We start from the raw sequence: 12390 nt of genomic DNA, 5'->3' as shown, positions 1-12390 counted from the left end.
GGCAAGCGCGGTTTTGCGCCACGCTCGCGCATCCCGCCACGGGCTCGGCTCGTCGCATTTCAGGACGGACAAGGAACTTTGGTGGGCGCCCCCGGGTTGCGATGGCGACTGCAAAGTCATTAAAAAGTGGAGTAATAACAATGAAATTCGCAGCTCTCCTCGCCGTTTCGGCGGCTTCCATGATTGCCGTTCCGGCCATCGCGCAGGACAATCGTGATCCGTCGCAGGACTTCGACGGGCCTTATATCTCGGTTGGCGGTGGCGCATCGCTTCAGGCAAGCGACCGCGGCGAAACCCTGATTTTCGATACCGACCAGGATGGCACATATGGCGACCCGGTGAACACCGTGGGCGACACCGACGCCTTCTCGCCCGGCTTTTGTAACGGCGCCGCCACCGGCACCGCCAATCGCGGCTGCCGCAACGACAAGGACGGTCCGGAATTCTTCGGCCGCCTCGGTTATGACAAGCGCATGGGCAATTTCGTGGTCGGCGCGGTGGTCGAGGGCGGCCACAGCGTCGCGCGCGACAGCGTCAGCGGCTTTTCGACGACCCCCGCGAGCTACACGATGAGCCGTGAAGCGGATTATCAGGCGAACGCCCGCCTGCGTGCCGGTTACACCCCCGGCGGCGGCGCGCTCCTCTATGTCACGGGCGGCGGCGCCTATGCCCGGCTCGACAACAAGTTCACCACGACGAACACCGCCAACAGCTTTGACGATAACGGCAAGACCAATGCGTGGGGTTATGCTGTTGGCGGCGGGGCCGAGGTGATGGTCACCAACAACATCGGGCTTGGGCTCGAATATCTGTACACCGACGTCAAGGACAAGGATTATGTCGTGAACGTCGGCGCGGGCTCGGCCCCCGACACCAATCCGTTCCTGCTGAATGGCGGCGGGACCGATATCCGTCGCAGCGATCCGCATTTCCGGACGCACAGCGTGCGCGGGACTTTGAGCTACCGCTTCTGACCTCTTGGGAGCGGAAAGGGAGGCGCCGGATCAGCCGATCCGGCGCCTTTCCTTTGCCTATCGTGCGTGCGGCGCCGCGAAGATCGCGAAATTGCCGTTGGCGCTGCCGACGAGCCGGCCGTCCTGATAAAGGCGCGCCTCGATGTTCGCGACGCGTTTGCCGCGGTGGAGCACCGCGGCTTCGCAGGTCAGTCGGCCCTCACCGACGCGGACATGATAGTTGAACTTGATTTCCAGCGTCGCGCACCACTGATCCTCGGCGAGCATGCTCGTCAGAGCGCCCCCCATCGCCGTATCCGCGAGCGAATAGGCGACGCCGCCATGCGCCGCGCCCTGTGGGCTGAAATGCCGATGCGGCTCGATGTCGATCGCCATCGTGCAGCGCCCGTCGCCGCGCTCGACCATTTGCAGGCCGAGCGCGCGGGCAAATTCGAAATCCTGCCCGAAGGGCCTCACCGAACGCGTCTTAACGAACTCGGGGGCCGCCAAAGGGCGGGGGCGGGGGCGGACGGCGCGTGCCGCGCGGCAGCTGCGCCTGGTAAGCGCGGCCGCAATGCTCGACGCAATAGGGGAAGCCGGGGTTCACCGCTTCACCGCAGAAATGGAAATCGGGCTCGCCGGGATGCCCCATCGGCCAGCGGCAGATGCGATCGTTGAGGTCGAGCAGGCTCGTCTTTTCGGCGATTTCGGGGCTCGGCTTCGCTGGCACCAGCCGGCGCGGCGGCGCGGGCGGGATCGGCGCCTGCTGGTCGCCGGGGCCCTGACGAATGAAACCGCCGGGGCCGATCGATACGATACGCGGCGCGTCGGGTTTCGGAGCGGCTTCGACGCCGTCTTCGTTGGATGCGGGGGCGGCCGGTTTGGGTTCGGGCCTTGGCGCCGCAGCCACGGGGCGCGGTGCAACCGGCGCCGCGGGGCGCGGGGTGGCGGCGGGCGCCGCGGGCTTCGGCGCGGCTGCCTTGACCGGCTTGGCGACCTTTTCGGTCGCCTTGACCGGCGAGGGGCGCGATTTCAGGCCGAGGCGGTGCGCCTTGCCGATCACCGCGTTGCGGCTGACCCCGCCGAGTTCGTCGGCGATCTGGCTCGCGGTCAGGCCTTTTTCCCACATGCTGCGCAGCTGTTCGATGCGCTCGTCAGTCCATGACATCTAAAATTCCTCATCATTCCACGCCGCGGGCCATATCGTCCGTATCGCGACCCTTTCGGATCGATGTCGTGACGGCCCAGCTTGCGGTAAGATCGGGGAGGCGATAGGCGAGAACGCCATGAACGACCAGCCCCAAATTTCGAACCCCGACTCAGCGAATATCCGCCCAGGTCCGGCTTTCGCCGAACCAGGCGTTCCGCACATCCACACGCTGAACGTGCCGGGTATGCAGGCGCTATATGTCAAGGAGGTGCGGCGGTTTTTCAAGGTCCAGCTCCAAACAATCTGGGCCCCGGCAATCACCACGCTCCTTTTCCTTGTCATTTTCACCGTCGCGCTCGGCGGTGCGGGGCGCACCGTGATCGGCGTACCGTTCGCCGATTTCATCGCGCCCGGCCTGATCATGATGGCGATGCTGCAGAACAGCTTCGCCAATTCCAGCTTTTCGCTCCTTGTAGGCAAGATCCAGGGAACGATCGTCGACTATCTGATGCCGCCGCTCGCGGTCGGCGAGCTGATCATCGCGCTGGTCGGCGCGGCGATCACCCGCGCGCTCCTCGTCGGATTCGCGCTCTGGCTCGCCATGCTGCTCTGGCCCGGTGTCCATGTCGGCGCGGATCATCTGTGGGCCGTGGCGGTTTTCGGCATTCTGGGTGCGATGATGCTCGGTTTCCTCGGTCTGATGACATCGGTATGGGCCGAAAAGTTCGATCATGCCGCCGCCGTGACCAATTTTGTCGTTACGCCGCTCGCCTTGCTGTCGGGCACCTTCTATTCGGTCGACAAGCTGGCGCCCTGGTTTCAAACGATCGCGCACGGCAATCCCGTCTATTATGCGATCATGGGCTTTCGCTACGGCTTCATCGGCACGGTCGATTCGACGATCGCCAATCCGGTGCTGACCGCGGTGCTCGTGCTTGTGGCGGTCAATATCCTGCTCGGCCTCGTCACTTATCGCCTGCTCGCGTCAGGCTGGAAGCTGAAAGCCTGACGTCTGCTCAGTGGCGGTGGATCGCACGGACGCGGTAGCGGCCGTGGTCAAGTCCGTCGAACATCGCCTCGATCTGCGGATGGTCGATCGGTCCGCCTTCGCCGTCGGCGACGAGGTTCTGCTGGCTGACATAGGCGATATAGGACGAATCGCCGTTTTCGGCGAGCAGGTGGTAATAGGGCTGTTCCTTCGCAGGGCGGATTTCCTCGGGGATCGCCTCATACCATTCGTCGGTGTTCGCGAAGACCGGGTCGATGTCGAACACGACGCCGCGAAAGTCGAACATGCGGTGGCGCACGATGTCGCCCGGCGCGAAGCGCGCGCGGCCGATCAGCGGGGCGGTAACGGCTGCGGGAAGCTCGGAAGAGGATTCGGGTGTCATATGGTCAATCTATGGCTGTTTACGCCTGTTTCAAGTCCGTTACATTGAAGTCGGCCGCGGTTCGCCGAATCGGCTGTGATCAGGGTTACAGATGCATTGGCCATCGGGGCTAAGCTGCTCCTCTGGCTGGTGCATTTCCCATTCGGGTTGCGGGGCCGCACCTTCAGGGGAGAAGCATCATGGCTGACGTACCACCCAATATCTCCGGACCCGCTTCGGGCATCGTCCAGCGCGCGAAGGACATTCTGCTCAAGCCGAAGGAAACGTGGCCGGTCATTGCGGCAGAGCCGGCGACGACGCAGTCGATCTATGTTCCCTATGTCGTTGTGCTCGCCGCGATCGGACCGATCGCGCAATTTATCGGTGGGCAGGTCTTTGGTTTTACCGCCTTTGGCGTCACCTATCATCCGCCGATCGGCACCGCGCTGGGTTCGGCGCTTCTGTCTTACGGTCTCACGCTCGCGACGGTCTTCATCCTCGCGCTCGTCATCGACGGGCTGGCGCCGAATTTCGGCGGGCAAAAGGATCAGGTGCAGGCGCTGAAGGTTGCGGCCTATTCGGGAACGGCGGGTTGGGTCGGCGCGATTTTCGGCCTGGTTCCCGCGCTGGGGCTGATCGGGGCGCTGTTCGGCCTTTATGGGCTCTATCTTCTCTACCTCGGCCTGCCGGTGCTGATGAAGGCGCCCGAAGACAAGGCGCTCGGCTATACGGCGGTCGTCGTCATCGTCGCGATAGTGCTGTTCCTGATCGTCGGTGCGGTCGTCGCATCGCTGACCGCACCGTCGCTGCTCAGCATCCGGGGTTGATCCTCCCAGCCGTCCCGGCAGAGGTCGGGGCGGCTGCACGCCTGATGGTCGAATTCAGGGAAAAATGGAGGAGAGTGAGGGATTCGAACCCTCGGTACCGTTGCCGGCACTTCGCATTTCGAGTGCGACGCTTTCGACCACTCAGCCAACTCTCCTCGCTGAGAGGAGACGCCCCTAGCGGCGGTCCGCGAGACTTGCAACCCTCTCGTCACAATTTCGCGGGTCCGCCGCTGGCGGGGCGCGCCGATCAGGGCTTGTCGGCCTCCCACCAATAGGGTGCGCGCTTGTGATCGCCCGTCTCGGCTTCGTTCATCGTGAGCGGATCGTAGAGCCGCCCACCGAGCATCACGCGGTGGATCTTCTCGGTATTGCGGATGTCCTGCGTGGGGTCGGCGTCGAGAATCAGCAGGTCGGCGAGCTTGCCCGCCTCGAGCGATCCGACGTCCTTGCCATAGCCCAGCGACGTTGCGGGCATGATCGTCGCGGCGCGAAGCGCGTCGATATTGCTCCACCCGCCGCGCACGAACGACCAGATTTCCCAATGCGCGCCGAGACCCGACTGCTGGCCGTGCGCACCGATCGACACCATGCGGCCCGCTGCTGCGATCTTGCCCGCCTCGCGCGCCGAATCATCGTCGACATAATCGCTCTCGGGCGCGATCACGCGGCGCTTGTTGTTCGCGGCGAGTTCGGTCGGCGGGATATGCCGGGTCAGGATCGGATGCTCCCAGACGTTCGTATGCGCGCGCCAATAGGGGTCGCCGGCGGGGCCGCCATAGGTCACGACGAGGGTCGGGGTATAATCGACCTGCGTCTGCCCCCACAGCTGCACCAGGTCCTTGTAGAAGGTGTGGAGCGGGATATTGTGCTCGACCGTCGAGTTGCCGTCCTGGATCAGTGTCACGTCCTGCGTGAACAGCGAGCCGCCCTCGGGCACGACGGTCAGGCCTTCGACCTGCGCGGCCTTTACGACCATCTGCCGCTGATCGCGGCGCGGCTGGTTGTAATTCTTGACGCTGTGCGCGCCCTGCGCCTTCAACCGGCGGACGTGTGCGAGCGCGTCGTCATAGCCGTTGATCTCGGCATAGACGCCCGCCGCCTTGGCGCCATAGATGACCTCGCCGGTCGAAAAGATACGCGGCGCGAGGATCAGACCCGCGCGCTGCATTTCGGACGAGACGAAAATCTCCGACGCGCGCGACGAGGGGTTGTGGCTCGTCGTTGTGCCCATCGCCAGATTGACGATTTCGGACCAATTCTGCTGCGGCACCAGTTCGTCGTCGCCGTGCGACCCGTGCGCGTGGGCGTCGACGAAGCCGGGGACGATCGTCTTGCCCGTCGCATCGACGGTCACCGCGCCCGCGGGAACAGTGATTGCACCCGCCGGACCGACCGCGGTGATGCGGTCGCCGTCGATGACGATCGCGCCATTTTCGATCACGCCGCCGTCCTTGTCGGCCATGGTCACGATCCTGGCGCCGGTGATGACGACGATGCCCTTATGCTTCGCCGCCGCCTGCGTCATCGACAGCGACACGCCGTCGGTCGGCGGGGTGAACTTCGGCGCCTTTTCATCGGCGGGGGCGTTGGTGAAGAGGCTGGCAAGATCGGTGCTGAACAGCGTCGCGCCGCGGCTCCAATGCAGGCGGCGGCCACCGTCCGACCAGTGCATATATTCGGCGCCGCTTCCAGAAACGCGGGTTACGGGCAGCGCCCCGCTCTTGATGCCGAGCGCCACATCCTGTCCGCCGGGCATCAAAGGGGTGACATAGGCGTCGTAATTCTGCCGGAAGGCGAGCGTGCGGCCGTCGGGCGAGATTTCATAATCGCTGACGAGCTCGCCATTGGCATGGACGCGCTTGTCCTGGCCATGAAGGTCGGTGCTCACGAGCTGGCTCTTGCCGCCGCCCGCCGTGACCATGAAGACGCGGTCGCTTGCCGCGCCGAATTGCGGCTTGGCGCCATCGCTGCTGATCCGTTCGGCTGTGCCACCCGCCGCGGCGACAAGATAGACGCCGGGGTCCTCGCTCCAGCGCGCCGAGGTCAGCCCGCCGCTACCGCGCCGTTCGAATACGATCGTCTTGCCGTCGGGCGAGAAGCGCGGTTCGGCATAATGACCGGGCGCCGCGGTCAGCTTCCGCGACGCGCCGCCGCCCGCGCCGGTAACATGGATTTCGCCCATGCCCGCGTCGGTCCAGCGCACGAACACGACCGACTTGCCGTCGCGCGACCAGCTTGGCCACAGCTCCATGGCGCCGTCCTTCGCGTTCGTCAGCCGCCGCGCGGTGCCGCCGGTGGCGGGCTTGACCCAGAGCTTGCCGAGCGTTTCAAAGACGACGCTGCGGCCATCGGGCGACACTTCGGCCCAGCGCGGCATTTGCGTCGCAAAGCTGTCGGGTGCGACCTCGACCGCGGGATGCGTCGCGTCGACGATCACCCGGTCGTCGCCGATGCTGAACGGGATGACGCGCCCCTCGCCACCGTCACCGTTCACGCGGCGCAGCTTGCCGCCGGCCCAGAAGACGATGTCGCGGCTGTCGGGCGTCCACGCCATGTTCGGGTAGACGCCGGTCACCGCCCAGGTTTCCTGCACATCCTGATCGAGTGCATCATAAACCTTCTTTTCGGCGCCCGAGGCGAGGTCCTTCACATAGAGCTTGGACTGCGTGCCTTCGCGCCGCACGAAGGCCAGACGCTTGCCGTCGGGCGATGGCGTCGGCCGGACCGCGCCGCCGGGCCCCGAGGCCGCGGTGCTGACCTCTCCATCGTCGAGGCTGTAGCGCTCGATATGGAAGAGGTCGGTGTTGCTGTCCTGCGCATATTCGAAGATCGGCCCGGGGGTGACGTTGCGCGTATAGAAGACGCTCTTGCCGTCGGCGGAGAAGATGGGCTCGCCCAGTTCCTTCTGGTGCTGCTCATTGGGCTTCTTGACCAGCGGCACGCCGGCGCCGCCCGACACATGATACATCCACACTTCGCCGGTGCCGAGCGAGCGGCCTGTCGTGAAATGTTTTTTGGCGACGAGGAACTGGCCGTCGGGTGACCAGCTCGGCTGGTTGAGCAGACGGAAATCCTCCTTCGAAATCTGGCGCTTGTCGCTACCGTCACGGTTCATTAGCCAGATATTGTCACCGCCGGCACGGTCGGAGACGAAGGCGATGCGCTTGCCGTCGGGTGAGAAGCGCGGCTGGTGCTCAAAGGCCAGCCCCTCGGCGATGCGTGTCGGCGTCCCGCCTTCGATCGGCATTGTATAGATATCGCCCAACAGGTCGAACGCGATCGTGCGGCCGTCGGGCGCGACGTCGACGTTCATCCAGCTGCCTTCGTCGACCGATAGCTGGACCTTGCGCGTCGCGAGCCCCGGCGGGGCGTTGACGTCCCACTCGCCCTCCTTCGCATCCGTGGCGGGCGCCGGAGCGGGAGCGCTCTGCGCCCATACCGAGGTTGAACAAGCCAGAGTCGCCGCGAGGGCGAAAGCGAAGCGCGCCATGAAATTATCCCCGTTTGAAATGATGTGACGACCATATGGTTCGGACGCGAACATGCAAGCGGCAGCTTTCGACGAAGGCGCTGGCAGGCTCGACGGGCGGCTGCTAGCCCGGTTTGAACGAAAAGCTATCGAGAGGGTAAGGCGTGCCGCTGCAAGGAATCCGCGTACTCGATTTCGGCCGCTACATCGCTGGCCCCTATTGCGCGGCCCTGCTCGCCGATTATGGCGCCGATGTCATCCGGATCGAGGCGCCCGGCGGCAACGACGACCGTTACACCGTGCCGGTCGCGGACGATGGATCGGGCGCGATGTTCATGCAGATGAACCGCGCCAAGCGCTGCCTGACGCTGAAACCCGGAAGCCCCGAGGGACGCGAGATCGTCCGGCGGCTGGTCGAGACGGCGGATGTCGTGATCGCCAACCTGCCGCATGATGCGCTCGTCAAGCTTGGCCTCGATTATGAAAGCCTTTCTGCGACCAATCCGCGTATCATACTCGCGACCGCGTCGGCATTCGGCAGCGAAGGGCCGCTCGCGAGCCGCGTCGGGTTCGATGCGGTCGGGCAGGCGATGTCGGGCACGGTGCATCTCACGGGCTCGCCCGACCAGCCCTATCGCGCGCAGGTCAATTATGTCGATTTCGGCACCGCGCTCCATTGTGCCTTCGGGGTGATGCTGGCGCTGCGCGAGCGTGAGGCGACGGGGAAGGGGCAATGCGTGTCGGGATCGCTGCTCGGTACCGCGCTAGCGCTGTCGAACGCGCTGACGATCGACCATGCGCTGAACGGGATCGACCGCGAGCCGATCGGCAATCGTAGCTTCAGCTCTGGGCCGACTGACGTTTTCCGCACCCGCGACGGTTGGATCATCACCCAGATCGTCGGCGCGCCGATCTTCGCGCGCTGGGCCGGGCTCGTCGGGCGTCCCGAACTGGTCGACGACCCGCTCTACGCCAGCGACATCCTTCGCGGCGATAATGGCGAGGAGCTGAGTGCGATCATGCAGCGTTGGTGCATCGAGCGGACGAACGCCGATGCCATCGCGGAACTGGCGGCAGGGCGCGTCCCGGCCGCGCCGGTCCTGCGCGCGGGAGAGGTGCTGGCGCAGCCGCAGGTCGCGGCGATGGGGCTGGTCGAGCCGGTCGATTATCCGGGAGCGGCGGCGGCGGTGCCGGTAATCCGTGCGCCGATCCGCCTGTCGTCGAGCGACAAGGTGACACCAAGCCGCGCGCCGCGGGTGGGGGAGCATAGCGACGCGATCCTCGCCGGGATCGGCTATGATGCCGAAGCGATCGCGGCTTTGCGCGCAGCGAAGATTATTTGAGCGGGCGGGGTGGACAAAAGGCAATCGCCTATTAAGTTACCGGTCAGTATAAAAATAAGCGCAGGAGCTTTCTATGACCGACAACAGCGAATATGTGCCGCCGAAAATCTGGACATGGGACAAGGAAAGCGGCGGTCGTTTCGCGAACATCAATCGCCCTGTCGCGGGGCCGACGCACGACAAGGAACTGCCGATCGGCAAGCATCCGCTCCAGCTCTATTCGCTCGGCACGCCCAATGGCGTGAAGGTCACGGTGATGCTCGAGGAGCTGCTCGCGGCCGGCCATAGCGGCGCCGAATATGACGCGTGGCTCATCAACATCGGCGAGGGCGACCAGTTTTCGAGCGGCTATGTCGCGGCCAATCCGAACAGCAAGATCCCGGTGCTCATCGACCGCAGCGGCGCCGAACCGATCCGTGTCTTTGAATCGGGAGCGATCCTGATCCATCTTGCCGAAAAATTCGGCGCCTTCCTGCCGACCGATACCGCGAAGCGTGCCGAAACGCTGTCGTGGCTGATGTGGCAGATGGGCAGCACGCCGTTCCTTGGCGGCGGCTTTGGCCATTTTTACGCTTATGCGCCGACGAAGCAGGAATATCCGATCAACCGCTATGCGATGGAAGTGAAGCGCCAGCTCGATGTGCTCGACCGGCGTCTTGCGGAGAGCGAATATATCGCCGGCGCCGACTATACGATCGCCGACATGGCGATCTGGCCTTGGTATGGCGCGCTCGCCAAGGGGCTCGTCTATGACGCGGGCGAGTTCCTGCAGGTCGACGAATATAAGAATGTCCAGCGCTGGACCGACCAGCTGGCGGCGCGCCCGCCGGTCAAACGCGGTCGCATGGTGAACCGCGTGACGGGCGATCCTGCGAGCCAACTGCGCGAGCGTCACGATGCGTCGGACTTCGACCTGCGCACGCAAGACAAGCTGCAGGATGCCGAATGATCACATTTTGCGGGTAGGCGCACGGCGCGCCGATTAACGACGCAGCAACAACCGCCGATTGCCGCTATGCGGCGCGAGCCGAAAATCGCGCAAAATACATAAAGGCGGCGTCGGGTGTTCTCGACGCCGCTTTCATTTGCCTCGCGCCATTCTGACCGCATGGCAGACTTCCAACGACTTTCGCGGCGCGTCCGCCAGATTGCCCGGACTGGCCTTACCCTGGCGCGCGGGGAGCGCGGCGCCGCCATCGTCGAAATGGCGCTGGTGCTGCCGCTGCTCCTCGCGCTGCTGATGGGCGTGCTCGTCTACGGCCAATATTTCATGCTCGCGCATAATGTGCAGCAGGCCGCCAACGATGGAGCGCGGGCCTCGATCGTCGGCCTTGACCTCGCCGACCGTAGCGCGGTCGCGACCCGCGCGGTGGCGCGCAGCCTTCAGACCGTCGGCGGCACGCACAGCGTCGCGGTGTCCGAAACGAGCGAAGCGATCACCGTCGCCGTCACCTACACCGCGCCACAGGACAGCTTCCTGCGGTCGAGCTTCGTGCCATCGCCGGACCATGTCATTCGTGCCAGCGCGACCTTCGAACTGCCGGTCGACTGACGATGGCAATGCTTTCCCTCCTGTGCCGCCTTGTCCACAGCCGCCGCGCAAGCATCAGCATCACGACCGCTTTCGGGATGACGATGCTGATCGGGTCGGCGGCGTTCGCGGTCGATCTTGGCTCGCTCTATCTCGATCGCCGCAAACTGCAGGGCATCGCCGATGCCGCGGCAATGGCGGCGGCGGGACGGCCGGGCGAAGAGCGGACGGCGGCGGAACGGATCATCGCGGCCAATTGCGATTGCGGCATCGAAATCGCCGCGCTCACGCCCGGCACCTATACGGCGGATCCGTCGATCGCGGCGGAACAGCGCTTCACCGGCGGGGGGGCATCGCCGAATGCGATACGCGTCACGCTGACGCGCGATCGCCCGCTGTTCTTCGGCAGCTTCCTGACCGGCCGGCAGGACAGCATCATCCGCGCGACCGCGACCGGTGCGCGGCGAGGCTATGCCGCCTTTTCGCTCGGATCGCGCGTGGCGGCGCTGAACGGCGGCCTGCCCAATGCGTTGCTGTCCAGCCTGACCGGGAGCGAGGTCAGCCTGTCGGTGATGGATTATAATGCGCTTGCCAGCACCGATATCGACCTGCTCGCCTTTTCGGACGCGCTCAGGATCGAACTCGACGCCGATGTCCTGACCTTCGGCCAGACGCTGAACACGCAGGCGACGCTGCCGCAGGTGGTGTCGGCACTGGCCCGCGCGTCGGACGGGCAGGCAGCAAGCGCCCTCGAGCATATCGCCGACAGCGCGCTCCCGCGCGCGCTGCTGCCGTCGCGGGCGATCGACCTGGGGCCGCGTTCGTCGAGCATCCGCGTCGATGCTGCCAATCCGGTCAAGGTCAATGCGCTCAGCCTGCTTCGCACCATGCTGCTGCTCGGCAATGCGAATCGCCAGGTCGATCTGTCGCTTGCGAGCAGCCTGCCCGGTGGATCGGGCATCGATGTCGCGCTGCTGGTCGGCGAGCCTCCCGCCGATTCCCCGCTGATCGCGGTGACCGACACCAACGATGTCATCATCCGCACCGCGCAAGTTCGCCTGAAGATCGATACGCGTGTCGCCACGCCGCTCGCCAGCGTCCATGTACCGCTACTTGCGGAGCTCGGATCGGCGTCGGCGCGGATCACCGACATCGACTGCGCGCCGAACAGCAGCGCCGCGGTGTCGCTGGGGGTCGTGACGTCTCCGGCGATGGTGGCGATCGGTACGGTTCCCGACGGCGATTTTCAGGACATGCAGCGCCCGCTCGATCCGCAGCCCGCGCGGGTGGTGAAGCTGCCGCTGGTCAGCGTCAATGCGGGGGCCCAACTGACCCTGTCCGACCTTGGCGAAAAGCCCGTCGCCTTCTCGCGCAGCGAGATCGAAGAGGGGCGGGTGAAGACGGTGTCGAGCACGGGGCTGGTCGCAGGCGCGGCGGAGTCGCTGGCGGACGAGATGGAACTCGACGTCAACGTCCTCGGCCTCGTTCTCAACCTGAATGCCTTGACCACGATCGTCGGCGAGACCGTCGCGCTTGCGGCGCCGGTGCTCGATAGCGTGCTGTCGGATCTGACCGGACTGCTCGGCTTGCAGGTCGGACAGGCCGATACGCGAGTCAACGCGCTGCGCTGCGGCAAGTCGCGGCTGGTCTGATCCCGCGCAGAGTGGCGCCATTAGGGACCTAATGCGCCGCCAACCATCCGTTCGGGCTCCTATAAGGAGCCAGAGATCGGTGACTTCGGGGGGAA

At 65.2% G+C, this 12390-nt stretch carries 11 protein-coding genes and 1 tRNA gene; 7 read left to right on the top strand and 5 right to left on the bottom strand.

What is annotated here, in order from left to right; all coding sequences use genetic code 11:
• Positions 1–140 precede the first annotated feature (140 nt).
• Positions 141–974 (top strand): outer membrane protein, encoded by an 834-nt coding sequence (locus HDC29_RS09605; protein WP_179496592.1) that lies wholly within the window; start codon positions 141–143, stop codon positions 972–974.
• Between the two features lie 57 nt (positions 975–1031).
• Here the strand turns inward: HDC29_RS09605 and HDC29_RS09600 are convergent, their stop codons facing one another.
• Both HDC29_RS09600 and HDC29_RS09595 read right to left on the bottom strand, forming a co-directional pair.
• Positions 1032–1430 (bottom strand): PaaI family thioesterase, encoded by a 399-nt coding sequence (locus tag HDC29_RS09600; protein ID WP_179496590.1) that lies wholly within the window; start codon positions 1428–1430, stop codon positions 1032–1034.
• A 10-nt stretch (positions 1431–1440) separates the two neighbouring features.
• Positions 1441–2121, bottom strand: coding sequence for a GcrA family cell cycle regulator (locus HDC29_RS09595; RefSeq protein WP_179496588.1), 681 nt, complete (start codon positions 2119–2121; stop codon positions 1441–1443).
• Positions 2122–2239: 118 nt separating this feature from the next.
• Between HDC29_RS09595 and HDC29_RS09590 the strand changes: the two genes are divergently transcribed.
• Positions 2240–3112, top strand: a complete 873-nt coding sequence (locus HDC29_RS09590) for an ABC transporter permease (protein ID WP_179496586.1) — start codon at positions 2240–2242, stop codon at positions 3110–3112.
• A gap of 7 nt (positions 3113–3119) precedes the next feature.
• On the opposite strand, the gene hspQ is transcribed toward HDC29_RS09590, so the two are convergent.
• Positions 3120–3494 (bottom strand): heat shock protein HspQ, encoded by a 375-nt coding sequence (gene hspQ, locus HDC29_RS09585; RefSeq protein WP_179496584.1) that lies wholly within the window; start codon positions 3492–3494, stop codon positions 3120–3122.
• 179 nt (positions 3495–3673) lie between these two features.
• On the opposite strand from hspQ, the gene HDC29_RS09580 reads away from it, so the two are divergent.
• Complete coding sequence (locus tag HDC29_RS09580; RefSeq protein ID WP_218844315.1) at positions 3674–4300, top strand: Yip1 family protein; 627 nt, start codon at positions 3674–3676, stop codon at positions 4298–4300.
• A 65-nt stretch (positions 4301–4365) separates the two neighbouring features.
• On the opposite strand, the gene HDC29_RS09575 is transcribed toward HDC29_RS09580, so the two are convergent.
• Both HDC29_RS09575 and HDC29_RS09570 read right to left on the bottom strand, forming a co-directional pair.
• Positions 4366–4455: transfer RNA gene (locus HDC29_RS09575), tRNA-Ser, on the bottom strand.
• 92 nt (positions 4456–4547) lie between these two features.
• Entirely contained in the window at positions 4548–7790 is a 3243-nt protein-coding gene (locus tag HDC29_RS09570; RefSeq protein ID WP_179496582.1) for an amidohydrolase family protein, read from the bottom strand.
• Positions 7791–7933: 143 nt separating this feature from the next.
• Between HDC29_RS09570 and HDC29_RS09565 the strand changes: the two genes are divergently transcribed.
• The 4 genes from HDC29_RS09565 to HDC29_RS09550 all read left to right on the top strand — a co-directional run bounded on the left by HDC29_RS09565 (position 7934) and on the right by HDC29_RS09550 (position 12295).
• Positions 7934–9112 carry a CoA transferase gene (locus tag HDC29_RS09565; protein WP_179496580.1) on the top strand — a complete coding sequence of 393 codons (1179 nt, stop codon included), beginning with the start codon at positions 7934–7936 and terminating at the stop codon, positions 9110–9112.
• Positions 9113–9185: 73 nt separating this feature from the next.
• A complete protein-coding gene (gene yghU / locus HDC29_RS09560; RefSeq protein ID WP_179496578.1) occupies positions 9186–10061 on the top strand; it encodes a glutathione-dependent disulfide-bond oxidoreductase in 876 nt (291 codons plus the stop codon).
• Positions 10062–10220: 159 nt separating this feature from the next.
• Positions 10221–10664: a TadE/TadG family type IV pilus assembly protein gene (locus HDC29_RS09555; protein WP_179496576.1), complete on the top strand. Its 444-nt coding sequence runs from the start codon at positions 10221–10223 to the stop codon at positions 10662–10664.
• A gap of 2 nt (positions 10665–10666) precedes the next feature.
• A complete protein-coding gene (locus HDC29_RS09550) occupies positions 10667–12295 on the top strand; it encodes a TadG family pilus assembly protein (protein WP_179496574.1) in 1629 nt (542 codons plus the stop codon).
• Positions 12296–12390: the final 95 nt, after the last annotated feature.

This window comes from Sphingopyxis sp. JAI108 (assembly GCF_013410105.1).
Taxonomy (GTDB): Bacteria; Pseudomonadota; Alphaproteobacteria; order Sphingomonadales; family Sphingomonadaceae; genus Sphingopyxis; species Sphingopyxis chilensis.
This window is presented reverse-complemented; position numbering and strand designations above follow the sequence as displayed.

Coding starts and splice junctions, on each gene's coding strand:
- HDC29_RS09580 (WP_218844315.1), top strand. CDS start 3,674: ATGGCTGACGTACCACCCAATATCTCCGGACCCGCTTCGGGCATCGTC.
- HDC29_RS09590 (WP_179496586.1), top strand. CDS start 2,240: ATGAACGACCAGCCCCAAATTTCGAACCCCGACTCAGCGAATATCCGC.
- HDC29_RS09555 (WP_179496576.1), top strand. CDS start 10,221: ATGGCAGACTTCCAACGACTTTCGCGGCGCGTCCGCCAGATTGCCCGG.
- HDC29_RS09605 (WP_179496592.1), top strand. CDS start 141: ATGAAATTCGCAGCTCTCCTCGCCGTTTCGGCGGCTTCCATGATTGCC.
- hspQ (WP_179496584.1), bottom strand. CDS start 3,494: ATGACACCCGAATCCTCTTCCGAGCTTCCCGCAGCCGTTACCGCCCCG.
- HDC29_RS09595 (WP_179496588.1), bottom strand. CDS start 2,121: ATGTCATGGACTGACGAGCGCATCGAACAGCTGCGCAGCATGTGGGAA.
- HDC29_RS09550 (WP_179496574.1), top strand. CDS start 10,667: ATGGCAATGCTTTCCCTCCTGTGCCGCCTTGTCCACAGCCGCCGCGCA.
- HDC29_RS09570 (WP_179496582.1), bottom strand. CDS start 7,790: ATGGCGCGCTTCGCTTTCGCCCTCGCGGCGACTCTGGCTTGTTCAACC.
- yghU (WP_179496578.1), top strand. CDS start 9,186: ATGACCGACAACAGCGAATATGTGCCGCCGAAAATCTGGACATGGGAC.